The organism is Verrucosispora sp. NA02020 (assembly GCF_013364215.1).
Classification (GTDB): Bacteria; Actinomycetota; Actinomycetes; order Mycobacteriales; family Micromonosporaceae; genus Micromonospora.
Genome location: NZ_CP054923.1, coordinates 2,907,184 through 2,921,948, shown reverse-complemented (window position 1 = coordinate 2,921,948; position 14,765 = coordinate 2,907,184). Strand labels below are relative to the sequence as shown.

General features: G+C 70.9%; 14 protein-coding genes. 1 reads left to right on the top strand and 13 read right to left on the bottom strand.

Translation table 11 applies throughout. The features are described 5' to 3' along the window. Positions 1–30: 30 nt before the first annotated feature. Positions 31–1,431, top strand: a complete 1,401-nt coding sequence (locus tag HUT12_RS12820) for a S8 family serine peptidase (RefSeq protein WP_176093507.1) — start codon at positions 31–33, stop codon at positions 1,429–1,431. 78 nt (positions 1,432–1,509) lie between these two features. Here HUT12_RS12820 and HUT12_RS12815 read toward each other — a convergent pair whose 3' ends face one another. Genes HUT12_RS12815 through HUT12_RS12755 form a run of 13 tightly spaced genes read right to left on the bottom strand, consistent with a single transcriptional unit; the run spans position 1,510 to position 14,640 of the window. Beyond that, positions 1,510–3,213 (bottom strand): thiamine pyrophosphate-binding protein, encoded by a 1,704-nt coding sequence (locus tag HUT12_RS12815; RefSeq protein WP_176093506.1) that lies wholly within the window; start codon positions 3,211–3,213, stop codon positions 1,510–1,512. Then, entirely contained in the window at positions 3,210–4,013 is an 804-nt protein-coding gene (locus HUT12_RS12810) for a hypothetical protein (RefSeq protein ID WP_176093505.1), read from the bottom strand. Before HUT12_RS12810 ends, HUT12_RS12815 begins: the two co-directional genes overlap by 4 nt. Then, the gene (locus HUT12_RS12805) at positions 4,010–4,966 is read right to left on the bottom strand and encodes an alpha-ketoacid dehydrogenase subunit beta (RefSeq protein WP_176093504.1); all 957 of its coding nucleotides are present in this window, start codon (positions 4,964–4,966) and stop codon (positions 4,010–4,012) included. The genes HUT12_RS12810 and HUT12_RS12805 overlap by 4 nt, the downstream gene beginning before the upstream one ends. After that, positions 4,963–5,925, bottom strand: coding sequence for a thiamine pyrophosphate-dependent dehydrogenase E1 component subunit alpha (locus HUT12_RS12800; protein WP_176093503.1), 963 nt, complete (start codon positions 5,923–5,925; stop codon positions 4,963–4,965). Before HUT12_RS12800 ends, HUT12_RS12805 begins: the two co-directional genes overlap by 4 nt. Beyond that, positions 5,909–6,679, bottom strand: coding sequence for an ABC transporter ATP-binding protein (locus tag HUT12_RS12795; RefSeq protein WP_217705983.1), 771 nt, complete (start codon positions 6,677–6,679; stop codon positions 5,909–5,911). Before HUT12_RS12795 ends, HUT12_RS12800 begins: the two co-directional genes overlap by 17 nt. Next, complete coding sequence (locus tag HUT12_RS12790) at positions 6,676–7,395, bottom strand: ABC transporter ATP-binding protein (protein ID WP_131051187.1); 720 nt, start codon at positions 7,393–7,395, stop codon at positions 6,676–6,678. The genes HUT12_RS12795 and HUT12_RS12790 overlap by 4 nt, the downstream gene beginning before the upstream one ends. Continuing rightward, complete coding sequence (locus HUT12_RS12785) at positions 7,392–8,414, bottom strand: branched-chain amino acid ABC transporter permease (protein ID WP_176093502.1); 1,023 nt, start codon at positions 8,412–8,414, stop codon at positions 7,392–7,394. The genes HUT12_RS12790 and HUT12_RS12785 overlap by 4 nt, the downstream gene beginning before the upstream one ends. Then, the gene (locus HUT12_RS12780; RefSeq protein ID WP_161594881.1) at positions 8,414–9,295 is read right to left on the bottom strand and encodes a branched-chain amino acid ABC transporter permease; all 882 of its coding nucleotides are present in this window, start codon (positions 9,293–9,295) and stop codon (positions 8,414–8,416) included. The genes HUT12_RS12785 and HUT12_RS12780 overlap by 1 nt, the downstream gene beginning before the upstream one ends. Positions 9,296–9,297: 2 nt before the next feature. After that, positions 9,298–10,131 (bottom strand): amidohydrolase family protein, encoded by an 834-nt coding sequence (locus HUT12_RS12775; RefSeq protein WP_131051184.1) that lies wholly within the window; start codon positions 10,129–10,131, stop codon positions 9,298–9,300. Between the two features lie 19 nt (positions 10,132–10,150). After that, positions 10,151–11,434: an ABC transporter substrate-binding protein gene (locus HUT12_RS12770; protein ID WP_176093501.1), complete on the bottom strand. Its 1,284-nt coding sequence runs from the start codon at positions 11,432–11,434 to the stop codon at positions 10,151–10,153. After that, positions 11,418–12,641, bottom strand: a complete 1,224-nt coding sequence (locus HUT12_RS12765; RefSeq protein ID WP_176093500.1) for a thiolase family protein — start codon at positions 12,639–12,641, stop codon at positions 11,418–11,420. The genes HUT12_RS12770 and HUT12_RS12765 overlap by 17 nt, the downstream gene beginning before the upstream one ends. Further along, positions 12,638–13,876 carry a CaiB/BaiF CoA-transferase family protein gene (locus HUT12_RS12760; protein ID WP_176093499.1) on the bottom strand — a complete coding sequence of 413 codons (1,239 nt, stop codon included), beginning with the start codon at positions 13,874–13,876 and terminating at the stop codon, positions 12,638–12,640. The genes HUT12_RS12765 and HUT12_RS12760 overlap by 4 nt, the downstream gene beginning before the upstream one ends. Continuing rightward, complete coding sequence (locus HUT12_RS12755) at positions 13,873–14,640, bottom strand: IclR family transcriptional regulator (protein WP_176093498.1); 768 nt, start codon at positions 14,638–14,640, stop codon at positions 13,873–13,875. The genes HUT12_RS12760 and HUT12_RS12755 overlap by 4 nt, the downstream gene beginning before the upstream one ends. Positions 14,641–14,765: the final 125 nt, after the last annotated feature.

Genomic DNA, 14,765 nt, shown 5'->3' with positions numbered 1-14,765 from the left:
GCCGGCTGGGGTGACCTGGAGGTGTGATCGTTGGGAGCACCACGACGGTTCGTCGCACCGTTGGTCGCCGCCCTGCTGTGTCTCGGCGCCCCGGTCCCGGCCCGGGCCGAACCGGTGCCGAATCCGGCCGGTTCCCACGTCAAGTACTACGTCGTGCGGGGCACCGGCAGCGGCGCGCCGGAGTCGCTGTGGGACATCTCGACCCGGCTGCTGGGCAGTGGCGACCGCTACCTGTCGATCGTCGCGCTGAACGAGGGACGGATCCAGCCGGACGGTGGCGTGCTCACCGACCCGACGGCGCTCCGGGTCGGCTGGTTGCTCGTCCTGCCCTGGGACGCGTACGGCGACGGGGTCCTGCACGGACTCCTGCCGACCCGCGTACCGACCCCGCCCACGCCACCGCCGCCGAGAGCGGACGGCCGCTCCTCCGGCGACGGTTGCGGTTCGGCGGCCACCACCAGCGACATGGCGGTGCCGTGGGCGCAGCTGCGGCTCGCGCCGAGCGTCGCCTGGCAGCGGAGCACCGGCAACGGGGTGACCGTGGCCGTGGTCGACTCCGGCGTCGACGCCACCGTGCCGGCGCTCGCCGGGCGGGTCCGCCCCGGTGCCGACGTGAACGTCGTCGACGGCCGGGGCGACACCGACTGCCTCGGGCGGGGCACGGCCCTGGCCGGCATCGTCGCAGCACAGGCACGCCCGGGAAGTCACTTCACCGGGATGGCGCCCGGGGCCGTGATCCTCCCGGTCCGGATCCCGTTGCGTGACGGGAAGGCTGCCGGCGACGACGTGGTAGACGCCGTCGGGCTGGCGGTCGACGCAGGTGCCGACGTGGTGATGGTGCCGGCCGAGGTGACTCTGACCGAGGCGCACCGCGCCGCCCTGCTCGGCTTCGCGGCCGACGCCGACGTGGTGCTCGTGGTCGCCGCCCCGCCGGCCGGCTCCGCGCTCGGCGACGGCCCGTACGACGGTCTGCTGCGCGTCGGGGCGGTCGGCACGGACGACGAACCGGCGTACCCGTACCCGAAACGGGCCGTGGACGTGCTCGCGCCCGGCGTCGCGGTGGCCAGTGTCGGGCTGGGCGGCACCGGGGAGGTCGAGGCCAGCGGCACCGACTTCGCCGTGCCGTTCGTGGCCGGCCTGGTCGCGCTGGTCCGCTCCGCCCACCCGGACCTGGACGCCGCCGCCGTGGTCGCCCGCGTCGTCGACGGCGCCGAACTGGGTCAGGAACGGGCGCCGGATCCCCGGTACGGCTGGGGTGTCATCGACCCCGCCGCCACCGTCGGTGCCGCCGCGCAGGCGGAGACCACAGGCGGGCGGACCGGCACGTTCACCGTCGACCGGGGTCCGGGCCTCGCCGTCGTGGTGGTGGTCCTGCTGGGGATGATCGGGTTGCTGGTGGTCGGTGTCCGACAGGGGCGACGGCGACAGTGACCGGTGTGCGGGTCCCGCTGCCTACCTGAGGAGCCCGGCCTCCACGGTCCAGGCGACAGCGCGGACACCGACGAGACGTCAGGCGATGCGGTCGTCGGCGCGCTTCGAGGCGGCCCGCTTGTCGACTCCCGGCAGCATCTTCGCCGGGTCCCGGGTCACCACCACGTCGACGACGCTCGGGCCGGGCGTGGTCACCGCCTCGGTGAGAGCCGGCGCCAACGCGTCCGGATCCTCGATCCGGACGCCGTGGCAGCCGAGTGCCGACGCCACGGCGCCGTAGTCGATCTCGGACAGGTCGGAGGACTGGTAGCCGCCGTCGAAGAGCACGTGCTGCAGGGCCTTCACGTATCCGGAGGCCGCGTTGTTCACCACCACGATGGTGGCGTTGACGTCCGCTCGACGCAGCGTCTCGAGGTCACCGAGGGACATGTTGAGACCGCCGTCGCCGGAGAGCGCCACCACCGGGCGGTCGGGCACGGCCAGCGCCGCGCCGAGCGCACCGGGTACGCCGTAGCCGATCGAGGCGAGGCCGCGGTCCGCCACGTACCCGCGCCCGGCCTGTTTGGTGTCGTAGAGCAGCCCGGTCCAGTGGGCGGCGAACCCGCCGTCGGCGATCAGCACGGCGTCGGCGGGCAGCATGCCGTTGAGTTCGTGCACCAGGCGGGCGACGTTGATCGGACGCTCGTCAGTGGTCAGTCTGGGCCGGGTCCGCTCCTGCCAGGTCCGGCGCCGCCCGTCGATCTCCTCAAGGTAGCCGGTCCGGGTGGTGGTGGAGGAGGCAGCGGCGAGATCGGTCAGGGTGCTGGCCGCGTCGCCCCACAGCGCGACGGTGGGTCGGGCGGTTCGTCCGAAGTCCTCGCTGAGGACGTCGATGTGGATCATCGGGGTGGCCGGCGGCAGCAGGTCGTACCGCTCGGTGGCTATCTCGCCCAGCTTGCACCCCGCCACCACGACGAGGTCGGCGGTTTTGATCAGGTCGTTGGCGAAGCGCGAGTAGCGCCCGAACAGACCGATCGACAGCGGGTCGAGACAGGACACCGAGCCCTTACCGCTCATCGTGTGCGCCACCGGGACTCCCCAGGCGCGGACGAACGCAGCCAGCGCCTCATGTGCACCGGAGAGATGGATGCCGCCACCGGCCAGCAGGACGGGACGTTCGGCGGTGGCCAGCAGCGCCACCGCGCGGTCCAGCGTGTGCTGGTCGGGCCGGGTGCGTCGGGCCGGTACGCGGTGCGTCTCGGAGTCGGTCCAGAAGGCGTCGTCGGGCATCGTCACCTGGGCGTGGCAGACGTCCTCGGGCACGTCCAGGACCACCGCGCCGGGTCGACCGGAGGTGGCGATCGTGTAGGCCCGTCTGACCAGTTCCGGGATCCGTTCGGGCTGTTCCACCCGCAGCAGTGCCTTGGCCGCCGGGCGCAGGATCTCGACCTGCTGGGTCTCCTGAGTCATGTGCCGGCCGCTGTATCCGCGGTGGGTGTCCCCGGTGACGGCGATCAGCGGTACTCCCGCGTTGGTCGACTCCGCCAGTGCGGTGACGAGGTTGGTCGCGCCCGGGCCGAGGGTGGCGTCACACACGCCCGGACGGCCGGTCATCCGGGCGTAGGCGTCGGCAGCGAACGCGCCCGTGCGTTCGTCGTTGATCAGGTGGTGGCGCATGCCGAGCGTGCGGACGGCGGCATAGAACGGCAGCAGTTGGAAGCCGCCCATGCCGAACATGTCGCCGGACTCGTGCGCGGCGAAGGACCGGGCGAGCGCTTCGCCCCCGGACATCGTGCTGGTCATGACGCCTCTTTCGGGGTGTGGCGGCGAACGCGGGAGACGACCTGTGGAACGGTCATGCCGGGCCGTATCCCGGCGGCTGCGGCGGGTTCGTTGACGACGGTGACGATGCCGTCGGCGTAGGTCGAGCGGGCGTCACCGATGCGGGCGGTGTCGGCGCCGACCGTGACGGCCGGGATGCCGCGGGCGGCGAGCGCCGGTAACCGGGTGGTGCCACGCCCGTCCGGTCCGCCGCCCGCGTCGTTGAAGACGGCGGCGCGGACGTCCACCTTCACGGCGGAGGCCGGTACGCCGCCGAGCAGTGCACCGTGTGACCCGGTCACCACCACCAGGTCGCGGTCGGCGGGGGTGACCAGGGAGACGGAGTCGAGACCCACCACGTCGGGGGCGAGGGTGTGCCGGGCCTCCTCGACGTCGTCGGCGAAGTCCAGGTCGGACGGGGCGGCGAACTCCATGGACACGGCGACGCGGGCGGGCTGGCCGGGCCGGCATCCGTGGGCGGCGGCCGTCTCGTTGACCACGGAGACCACGCCGGTGTCCAGGACCGCCTGTCCGTCCCCGATCGGCGCGCTCAGGTGCGAGACGGCGATCCCGGGTACGGCGTACCGGTCCAGCCAGGCCAGGCCGGACACGCCGGCACGGTCCCGGCCGAGCCCGGCGTCGTTGAACACGGCTGCGGCCACCCGGTGCCGGGCTGCGGTGACGGCGGCGAACAGTCCGCCGTGCGAGCCGGTCACCGCGATCACCCCGGCGGCGGGCGCTTCGAGGCGGGTCACCGAGTGCACCACGACGACGGTCGTCACATCAGGTCCCGGACGGCGTCGGCGATGCGCTGCGCGGAGGGGACCGCTGCCTGCTCCAACGGTCTGGTGTACGGGATCGGCACCGGCGCCGCGCAGACCCGTCGTGGCGGTGTCCGCAGCGCCGACAGTGCCGCCGGGTCCTCGCAGACCGACGTGACGATCTCGGATGCGATCGAGCACGCGGCGGGTGCCTCGTCCACCACGACGAGTCGACCGGTGCGCCGCACCGAGGCGGTGACCGTCGCGGTGTCCAGCGGCGCGAGGGTACGGGGGTCGATCACCTCGGCGTCGATTCCCGCGGCGGCGAGGTCGGCGGCGGCGGCCAGCGCCTCGTGCACCTGATGGCCGATGGCCACGATGGTCACGTCGTCGCCGGCCCGGGCGGTGCGGGCGACGCCGAACGGGATGGGTTCGCCGAGCGTGTCGGGGACGTCGGCGGCCTGCGGGGACAGCCGGACGCCTTCGAAGAACACCACTGGGTTGTCGTCGAGCAGGGCGGTGCGCATCAAGCCGTACGCGTCCTCGCCGGTGGACGGCGCGACCACCTTGAGGCCCGGCATGGCGGCGAACATGGCGTACGGCGACTGCATGTGCTGTGCGGCCAGGCCGGTGCCGGCGCCGTAGCTGACCCGGATCACCAGGGGGATGCGCACCTGCCCGCCGAGCATGAAGCGCAGCTTCGCCGCCTGGTTGAAGACCGGGTCGAGCGCGCCGAAACCGAAGGTGACGTTGCGCCACAGGAAGATCGGGCGGAGCCCGCACATGGCGGCGCCGACGCACATGCCGGTCAACGACGGCTCGGAGATCGGTGTCTGGCGCACGCGCTGCGGGCCGAAGTGCGCGGCCAGCCCGTCCGGTGGGTCGGTGGCGAGGAAGAAGATCCGAGGGTCGCGTTCCATCTCGTGCCGGACCGCGAGGTCGACGGCCTCGTCGTAGGTGGTGGCCGCACTCATCGGGTGACCTCCGCGAAGACGTCCTCGGTCAGGGTGGACGGGTCGGGGTACGGGCTGGCGTCGGCGAAGGACACCGCCTCTTCGATCCGGTTCCGGACCTCGGACTCGACGGCCGTCAGGTCGTGTCCGTCGGCGCGTAGCCGGTTGCCGAGCAGGACGATCGGGTCTCGGGTCGCCCAGTCGTCCCGCTGCTCCTGAGGGCGGCGGTCGGGCTGGTTGGCGTACCGGAAGCTGTGCCAGGTGGTGCGGAAGGTGACCGCCTCGATGAAGGTCGGTCCGTGGCCGGACCGGGCCCGGTCGACCGCCTCGGCCGCCGTGGCGTGCACGGCTTCCACGTCGTTGCCGTCGACCCGCACCGACGGCATGGTGGCGGGCGGGACGAGTTCGTGGATCCGCTCGGTGGGCAGCGCGTCGGCGGCCGGGGTGTGTACGGCGTACTGGTTGTTCTCGCACACCCAGACGGTGGGGAGCTTCCAGGTCGCCGAGAGGTGCAGCGACTCCCACAACGCGCCCTGCCCGGTCGCGCCGTCGCCGAAGAACGCCACCGACACCCGTGGCTCGCCGAGGTAGGTGGCGGCGAAGGCGGACCCGAGGATGAGTGGGACGCCGGCCGCGACGATGCCGTTCGCGCCGAGAATGCCGAGGTCGACGTCGGCGACGTGCATGGATCCGCCGCGACCTCGGCAGTAGCCGCCCACCCGGCCGAACAGTTCGGCCATGGTGCGGTCTGGGTCGCCGCCCTTGGCCAGCAGGTGGCCGTGTCCGCGGTGGGTGGAGGCGATCCGGTCGTCGGTGCCGAGTGCCGCGCACACTCCCGTGGCGACCGCCTCCTGTCCGATGTACGGGTGCACCGTCCCGTGGATGCGGCCCTCGCGGCGCAGCTCCACCGCGCGCTCCTCGAAGACGCGGATGAGCACCATCCGCCGGTAGAGGTCGATGAGGTCAGGGCTGTCCGGCATGGGTGTCTCCTTCCCGGCTGCGGCGCAGGGCCTCGCCCGGGTCGCCACCGACGTAGACCGACATGACGATGTCCTCGGTGAGGTCCGCGCTGGGTGCGTCGAGCACGGCCTGACCGCCGCGTAGCAGGACGCACCGGTCGGCGACGCCGAGGGCCAGCTGGACGTTCTGCTCGATCAGCAGGATGGTCACGCCCTCGGCGCGCAGTCGCCGGATCACGTCCGCGACCACTTCGACCTGGGCCGGTGAGAGTCCGAGCAGCGGTTCGTCGAGCAACAGGACCCGGGGTCGGGCCATCAGACCCCGGGCGATCGCCAGCATCTGTTGTTCGCCACCGGAGAGCTGGTGCGCCAGTTGCTTGCCGCGTTCGGCCAGGATCGGGAAGAGCGAGTACGCGTGCTCCTCGGACGCCACGCGGTGTTTGCGCGCCTGCTTGAGGGTGGCGCCGAGGAGCAGGTTCTCGCGTACCGAGAGATAGCCGAAGAGCCGTCGGCGTTCGAGCACGTGGCAGATGCCGAGCGGAACCCGCTGGTGTGCGGGCAGGTGTTGCACCGGTTCGCCGGCGAGCAGGACCTCGCCGCCCCAGGAGCGGTGCACCCCGGACAGCGCGGCCATCATGGTGGATTTTCCGGAGCCGTTCGGGCCGAGAATGGCGGTGATGCCGTGTTCCTCGAGGGTGAGGTCGACACCCCACAGCACCTGGTAGTCACCGAAACCGGAGGTGATGTCGCGGGCTTCCAGCAGGGGCGTGGTCATGCCTGCCCTCCCAGATATGCCTGGCGGACGCGCTCGTCGGCGATCACGTCGGCGGGTGGGCCGAGGGTGAGTACGCGTCCGAGGTGCAGGGCCAGCACCCGGTGGGCCAGTGACTCCATCACCCGCATGTCGTGCTCGATCAGCACGATGCTCACCCCCTCGGCGTTGAGTCCACGGACCAGGTCGACGAGTTGTTGGCGGGCGCCGGGGTCGACCCCGCCGGTGACCTCGTCGAGCAGCAGCAGCCGGGCGCCGGTGGCCAGGGCGCGCGCCACCTCCAGTCGCTTGCGCTGTCCGGTGGAGAGCCCACGGGCGTGCACGTCGCGGCGGTGTTCCAGGCCGACCCGGTGCAGTGCCGCGTCGGCCGTCTGTCGGGCCCGGGACGTTCGCCGCTCGCCGACCAGCGCACCGATCATCACGTTCTCGAGGCAGGTCAGGTCGGGGAAGGGCCGCAGCTTCTGGAAGGTTCGGACCACGCCCCGGCGGGACACCGCGGACGGGGACAGGCGGTGGATCGGTCGGCCGGCGTGCAGGATCTCGCCGGAGTCCGGGTTGACGAAGCCGGAGACGAGTTCGAACAGGGTGGACTTGCCGGCGCCGTTCGGACCGATCACGCCGAGGATCTCGCCCTCGTCGACGGTGAAGCTGACGTCGCGGGTGGCGTGTACGCCTCCGAAGCGTTTGTCCACGTGGCGGAGTTCGAGCAGGGCGGTCACGAGCGCACCTCCTCGGGCGCGGTGGTGGCCGGGGCCGGTGGTGGGGGCATGGCCGGTGGTGTCGGACCGGGTCGGATCCGTCGGTACGCGCGGGTGGCCAGGTCGACCACGCCGCCGGGGGCGTACCGCAGCACGATGACCAGCAGGAGGCCGTACACGGCGAGGTAGAGGGCGCCGAACCGGCCGCCCAGTTCGGCGCGCAGCAGGAACTGCAGCGGGATGATGCCGATCGCGCCGATCAGCGGGCCGGCGGGGCTGCCCATGCCGCCGATCGCGGCGATGAGGGCGACCTGGATGGACAGTTGCAGGGTCATGGTGCCGGTCGGGTCGACGTAGCCGATACGTGCGGCGTTGAGTGCGCCCATGGCGGCGGCGATGGCGGCCGAGACCGCGAAGACGGCGAGTTTGAGCGCGGTGACCCGGACGCCGAGCGAGGCGGCGGCGACCGGGTCGTCGCGGATCGCGCGCAGGAAGAGGCCGGTGCGTGAGGGGGCCATCCAGGCGGTCGCGGCGGCGATCAGGACCGCGCAGAGCAGGAAGATGATGGCGTAGGTCGCGGGTGATTCGAACATGAGGTTGGCGGGCCCGGGTTCGAACGGCAGGAAGATCCCCTCTGCCCCACCGGTGACGTCTTTCCAGTTCAGTGCGGTGATCGAGGCGACCTGGGCGAAGGCGATGGTGGCGATGGAGAAGTACGGTCCGCGCAGGCGCAGCGTCAGCAGTCCGACGATGGCCGCGATGGCCGCGGCCAGGACCACGCCGAGGAGCAGGCCGACGAGCGCGTTGCTGGTCAGTTTGGTGGCGGCCAGCGCGGTCGAGTACGCCCCGATCCCGCTGAACGCGGCGTGACCGAGCGAGACCTGGCCGGTGTATCCGGCGAGCAGGTTCCACGAACCGGCCAGTGCCGCCCAGAATCCGAGCAGTGCCAGCATGTCCAGCCAGTACGGCTCGTTGGTCAGCGCCAGTGGGAGGGCTATCGCGACCAGTGCCGCGGCGAGGTAGGGGATCGCTCGTCGCATCAGGCCACCCGGAACTCTTCGGCGCCACGGGTGCCGAAGAGGCCGGCCGGACGCAGGAGCAGGACGATGATCAGGGCGATGAAGTAGCACGCCTGTTTGACGGCTTCGCCGATGAAGTAGCCGCTGACGGTCTCGATGACACCGATCAGCAGACCGCCGGCGAGCGCGCCGCCGAACGAGCCGAGCCCGCCCAGCACCACCACGACGAATCCGACGAGCACGAGTTGCTCGCCGACCCCCGGATAGATCGGAATGATCGGCACCAAAAGGCTGCCCGCGACGGCGGCGATGGCGGCGCTGACCGCGACGGTGAGCAGGTAGATGCGGTCGACGCTGATGCCGAGCGTGGACGCGGCGGCCGGGTCCTGGGCGGTCGCCCGGATGGCCCGGCCCCACGTCGTGTGGTGCAGGTACGCCCAGAGCGCCAGCGCGACGACGACCGCCACCCCGAACGCCGCCAGCCGGGTCGTGGACACGACCGTACCGAAGATGCGGACGGTGTTGTCGGTGTAGCTGGTCGTCACTGTGCGATAGGTGCCGCTGACCAGGTAGAGCATGCCGTTGAGCAGCAGGAGTGACAGGCCCAGCGTGGCGAAGACCTGGACGAAGAAGCCCTTGCCCATGATCGGGCGAAGGACGACCACGTACACCAGGGCACCGAGCAGGAATCCGGCCGGAGCGGTGATCAGCACCGACAGGAACGGGTCGATGTTCCACCACTGGTGCAGGAAGTAGGCGGCGAACATCGAGAGCATGACGAGCTCACCGTGCGCGAAGTTCACCACCCGCAGTACTCCGAAGACCAGGTTGAGGCCGACGGCGATCAGCGAGTAGAGGGCGCCGATCAGTACGCCGGAGACGACCAGCTGGGCCAGGGGCATGGCTATCCCGCCGTCCGCGAGGGTGTGGACTCGGACGGGATGGTGATGCCGAGGATGCGGGCCAGGTTGCCGCCGAGGATCGCGGGCATGTCCTCCTCGGCGACACCGGACCATTTGGTGATCTTGTCGAGTTCCTGGCCGTAGGGGAGGTACGGGATGTCCGATCCCCACAGGACCTTGTGCGCGCCGACGATTCGGACCGCTTCGGAGATCCACCACGCCGGGTAGAACTCGGTGGTGTCCAGGTAGAGGTTGTCCAGCCGCTTGCCGAACGCGAACGCCTCGTGGTGGAACCCGTAGAGGCCCATGTGGCCGACGATGAAGTTGATGGTCGGGAAGTCCATCGCCAGGTCGGCCATCAGCGCCGGGGTGGCGGTCCAGACCTCGCCGCAGTGCGCGATGACCGCGAGTTCCCGCTCGGCGATCGTGTCCATCAGTGGCTTGACCAGCCGGGCGTCGTTGATGGGGTAGGCGCCGTCGAGCAGCGGGTGGAACTTCAGTCCTTTGACACCGGCGTCGGCCAGGTCGTTGATCAGGGCTATGTTGTGTTCCACGCCGTAGTTCGGGTTGATCCGGCCGAAGGCGATGATCCGGTCCGGGTGCTGCCGGCCCGCCTCGGCCAGCACCATGCTGGCCTTGGAGTAGTCCGAGATCGGGTTGGACGTCGGGAAGAAGCAGGCCATGTCGACGCCGGCTTCGTCCATGAACTCGATCGCCAGGTCGGGTCCGAACACCCCGGATCGGACGTCGGAGGTCTTGGCGACCAGCTGGCTCTCACCCACGTGGGCGTGCACGTCGACGATGAATGCGTCGGTGCCGTTCGGCAACGTGATCATGGGTTCGCGTCTCCTAAAGTCAGTTGCCCCAGGCAGGCAGTGGCAGGTCGATGGGCTGGGCGGTGGTGAACTCCTTGGGGTAGACCGTCACGAGCTTGCCGTCCTGCCACTGCGTGACAGTGGTCAGCGCCCGGGTGTTCAGGCCGGCGTTCGCCTCGTCGGTCGAGTACTTGATGCCGTAGCCCAGCAGGGTCGAGCCGAGCGGAAGGTCGAGGCTCTGCGCGGCGGCCCGGATGTCGTCGGTGGAGAGTGAGGCAGCCTTCGGCAGGACCTCGTTGAGCAGTACCCAGGTGCCGGAGAAGCCGAGGTCGGAGTTGGTGGAGAGCTTCTCCTCGCCGTACGCCTCGATGTAGCGCTTGCGGTATTCGTCGCGGACGGCCACCGCGTCCGGGGTCAGTGCGGAGTCCGGCAGCGAGGCCGACGCGGGGGTGTCGCCGACCAGGATCCCGTTGGTCTTCTCCTTGAAGGTGTTGAGGAAGGCGGGGTTGGAGACGCCACCGGTGACCAGGACGGCCTTGGGGGCGAAACCGGTCTGTGCGGCCTGCCGGAAGAACAGCACCGTGTCGTCGACCAGCAGGGCGCCGATCATCACGTCGACCCGCTGCTGGTTGAGCTTGAGCACCAGCGACGAGAAGTCCCGGGTCTGTGCCGCGTTGTAGCTCTCGTTGGCCACCACGTTCAGGCCGAGTTCCTCTGCCTTGGCGAGCGCGGCCGCTCCGATCGTCGCGCCGTACGCGCTGTCCTCGGCGACCACCGCGACCCGCAGCGCGCCGGGTGTGGTGTTCAGCGCCGGTGCCAGGAACTCGGCGACCGCGCTGGCCTGCATGGTGCCGATCGCGGTGCCGGTGGCGTTGTACTGGAAGACGTTCTTGAACCCGCGTTTGGTGATCTGGTCGGAGGTGGCGACGGTCTCCCAGTAGATCTTCCCGGCGCGCTCGGCGACCTGAGTGGCGGGCAGGCTCAGCGCGCTCGACTGGGTGCCGATGATGATCGGCACCCGCTGTTGGTTGATCAGGCGGGTCGCCTCGCTGGTGGCGGCGTTCGCGTCGGGCGCATCGGCCTGGGCGAACTCGATCTGGCGGCCGTCGAGACCGCCGCGCTCGTTGAACATCTGTCGGGCGATCTCGGCGCCCTGGAAGGTCTCCGTGCCCAGCACCGCGTTGGGGCCGGTGAGCGGGAACAGCGCGCCCAGCCGGACCGGGCCGCTGTCACCGCCGTCGGCGGAGGAGTCGTCGCCGCACGCGGAGGTCGCGACGAGCCCGAGAATCACGAGGGGAATGAGGAATCTATTGCGGAAAGCCATTGCCGTTCTCCTTGTTCGACGGCGGGAACACCTCGAGGTAGATCGCATCGGCCTGGCCGACACCGCCGCAGATCGAGGCGATGGCCAGGCCACCGCCCCGTCGCCGCATCTCATGAATGAGGTGGACCACGATCCGGGCGCCGGACGCGCCCACCGGATGACCGATCGCCACCGCTCCCCCGTCCACGTTGGTCCGGGCACGCAGCCCGGCCACGTCCATCCCGTAGGTCTCCCCCAACTTGTGGGTGGTGACCAGCGCCGTGGCCGCGAACGCCTCGTTGACCTCCAGGAGGTCGACGTCGGCGAGCGTCGCTCCGGCGTTCTTCAGCACCAGCTCGATCGCATCGGCGGGCAGTGCCGCGGCGTACCGCGGATTGCCGGAGACCGAGGCGAAGCCGAGGATCCGCGCCAGCGGGCGCAGTTCCCGTTCGGCGGCCGTCCGTGGTGTCGCGAGCAGCACGGCCGCGGCGCCGTCGTTGAGGCCGGGCGCGTTGCCCGCGGTGACGGTCGGGCTGCCGTAGACCGTCTTGAGCTTGGCCAACTGCTCGGGGGTCACGGCGGGGCGCGGCGGCTCGTCCCGGTCGACGACGCTGCCGTCCGGCCGGGCCACCGGCAGCAGTTCCGCGTCGAAGCGGCCGGCCTCGTGGGCGGCACCCCACCGTCGCTGGCTCGTCAGCGCCCATTCGTCCTGGGCTTCGCGACCGTATCCGAACTCCAGGCCGACCTCGCCGGTGTACCGGGCCACCGGGGCGCCGAGCACCGGGTTGCGGATGATCAACGGATCCTCGGCCACCACGTCGGCCGGGCGGTTGCCCCAGCGTCGGGGCAACTGGTGCGGCGTCGCGCTCATGTTCTCCATGCCGCCGGCCACGATCAGGTCGGTGAGGCCGGTCCGCAGTTGGGCGTCGGCGACGCCGATGGCGGTCATCGCCGAGCAGCAGGCCCGGTCGACGGTCAGCGACAGTGTCGATTCGGGAAGGCCGGCGAGCATGGCGGCGACCCGGGCGGCGGTCATCGGCGGGCCGGGTAGGCAGGTGCCGAGAACCACCGAGCCCACCTCGTCGGGGGCCACCGCGGCCCGTTCGGCGGCCGCCCCGACCACGAGCGCGCCGAGGTCGACCGTCGGCACGTCGCGGAGGCTGCCGCCGTACCGGCCGACCGGGGTGCGGACGGCGGAGACCACCAGGGTCGCGTCCTCGGATGTCATCCCACTACCCCCTGCTCGCGGAGTTCGGCGATGGTGCCGGTGTCGAGGCCGAGCAGCCCGGACAGGACGACGTCGGTGTCCTGTCCGAGCGTCGGTGCGGCCCGGTCGAATCCGGCCGGGGTGGCGGAGAAGGCCATCGGCAGCTCCGGCGCCGCGATCCCGTTGACGGGCCCGGCGAGCGGATGCTCGACCGGCCGCAGCACGCCACGGAAACGCACATGGGCGTCGTCGACGATCTGCAGGACCTCGAGCACCGGTGCGCACGGCACGCCGTGCTCCCGCAGTGTCTCGATCACGGTGTGTTGGGAGCGGGCGGATGTCCACTGCTCGACGAACGCGTCGACCTCCGCCGCCTCGGCCATCCGTTGTTCCTGTGCGGCGAAGAAGCCGGAGGTGACCAGGTCGGCGCGGCCCATCGCGGTGAGCAGCGACCGCCAGTGTCCGTCGTTGCCGCAGGTGATGACGAGCCAGCCGTCGGCGGCCCGGTAACTGTTGAACGGGGTGAGGCGGGTGCGTTGGTTACCGGTGCGCACCGGGATCCCGCGTCGGGTGTAGAGGTCGGGCGCTTCGTCGAACACCGATGCCAGGAGTGCGTCCTGCATCGAGATGTCGAGCAGTTGTCCCTCTCCGGTGCGGTCCCGGTGCCGCAGCGCGGCGAGGATCGCGATGGTGGCGGTCAGTCCGGCGATCACGTCGCCGGAGGCGATTCCGGTGCGTAACGGCGGATCATCCGCTCTGCCGGTCAACGACATCATCCCGGACAGCGCCTGCGCGACCAGGTCCATCGCGGGCAGGGCCGCGTTCGGGCCGGTCTGACCGAATCCGGAGATCGAGCAGACCACCGCGCGGGGGTTGGCCGCCAACAGGGTTGCCGGCGCCAGCCCGAGGGCAGCCATCGTGCCCGGACGGAAGTTCTCCACCACGACGTCGGAGACCGCGAGGAGGTCGAGGAAGGTCTGCCGACCGCGATCCTGCTTGAGGTCGATCGCGAGGCTGCGTTTGCCTCGACCGCGTTTGAGCATGGACAGTGACATCTGGTCGCCGTCCGGGCGGCCGAAGCTGATCCCGTCGCTGCCGAGGTACGGCGGATTGCCGCGTGCCGGGTCGCCGGCGCCGGGACGCTCGATCTTCACCACCTCTGCGCCGAGCCCGGCGAGATACATCGTGGCCAGTGGGCCAGACAGGAAGATGGTGAGGTCGAGGACGCGGACCCCGTCCAGTGGGCGGGCCGTCATCGGCCGCCGCCCAGTGCTGCGGCGCAGGCCTGCGCGGTCCGGACGACGGCCTTGGCCAGAGCGGAGGTCTGCGCGGCGCGGATGCGTTCGGCCGGGCCGTAGACCGAGACGCACAAGGGCGGGCGGCCGGGCACCGCGATCGGTGCCGCGATGCCGATCGCGCCGGTCACCCGCTCACCGTGGCTGAACGCGTACCCGTCGGTGCGGGTACGGGCGATGCCGTCGAGCAGGTCGTCCTTGCCGACGATGGTGCGCCCGGTGACGGGCTTGAGGTCGACGTCGTCCAGGTACTGCTCGATCTCGCCGTCGGGGAACAGGGAGAGCAGCGCGCGTCCGGCCGCACCGGCGTAGAGCGGATACAGCTCCCCGATCGAGGTGGCGAACCGGAGGTCGTGCGGCGACTCGTACTGGAAGATCGTCATGCGTTGCCAGCCGACTGCCATGTGCAGGCAGACCGTCTCGCCGACCTCGGACCAGAGGTCGCTGAGCATCGGACGGGATTCGCCGACCAGGTCACTGCGTCGCGGATAGGTGGCGGCGAGTTCGAGGATCCCCTCGCCGATGGAGTAGCGGCCGGACGGCGAGTCGTAGTGCAGGAAACCGACGTGTTCGAGGGAGACCAGCAGCCGGTGCACCGCGCTCTTGCTGAGGGTGAGATCGGCGGCCAGGTCGCGGACGCTCTTGCCGCCCTGATGGGCCGCGCAGGCCCGTAGCACTGCGGCGACCCGGTCCACCGAGTCGAGCGTCTCGTCACCACGAACCATGATCGCTCCTGTCCCGCTGAACGGCCATCTGTCCCGTTGGGCGACACCATAGGCATCGGCTTTCGTACAAGTCAAGACACTGACCGTTAAAGATTCTCTGATGAAACAGCAGGTCACAGCGCTGT

Coding starts and splice junctions, on each gene's coding strand:
- HUT12_RS12815 (WP_176093506.1), bottom strand. CDS start 3,213: ATGACCAGCACGATGTCCGGGGGCGAAGCGCTCGCCCGGTCCTTCGCC.
- HUT12_RS12805 (WP_176093504.1), bottom strand. CDS start 4,966: ATGAGTGCGGCCACCACCTACGACGAGGCCGTCGACCTCGCGGTCCGG.
- HUT12_RS12800 (WP_176093503.1), bottom strand. CDS start 5,925: ATGCCGGACAGCCCTGACCTCATCGACCTCTACCGGCGGATGGTGCTC.
- HUT12_RS12795 (WP_217705983.1), bottom strand. CDS start 6,679: ATGACCACGCCCCTGCTGGAAGCCCGCGACATCACCTCCGGTTTCGGT.
- HUT12_RS12785 (WP_176093502.1), bottom strand. CDS start 8,414: ATGCGACGAGCGATCCCCTACCTCGCCGCGGCACTGGTCGCGATAGCC.
- HUT12_RS12780 (WP_161594881.1), bottom strand. CDS start 9,295: ATGCCCCTGGCCCAGCTGGTCGTCTCCGGCGTACTGATCGGCGCCCTC.
- HUT12_RS12775 (WP_131051184.1), bottom strand. CDS start 10,131: ATGATCACGTTGCCGAACGGCACCGACGCATTCATCGTCGACGTGCAC.
- HUT12_RS12770 (WP_176093501.1), bottom strand. CDS start 11,434: ATGGCTTTCCGCAATAGATTCCTCATTCCCCTCGTGATTCTCGGGCTC.
- HUT12_RS12765 (WP_176093500.1), bottom strand. CDS start 12,641: ATGACATCCGAGGACGCGACCCTGGTGGTCTCCGCCGTCCGCACCCCG.
- HUT12_RS12760 (WP_176093499.1), bottom strand. CDS start 13,876: ATGACGGCCCGCCCACTGGACGGGGTCCGCGTCCTCGACCTCACCATC.
- HUT12_RS12755 (WP_176093498.1), bottom strand. CDS start 14,640: ATGGTTCGTGGTGACGAGACGCTCGACTCGGTGGACCGGGTCGCCGCA.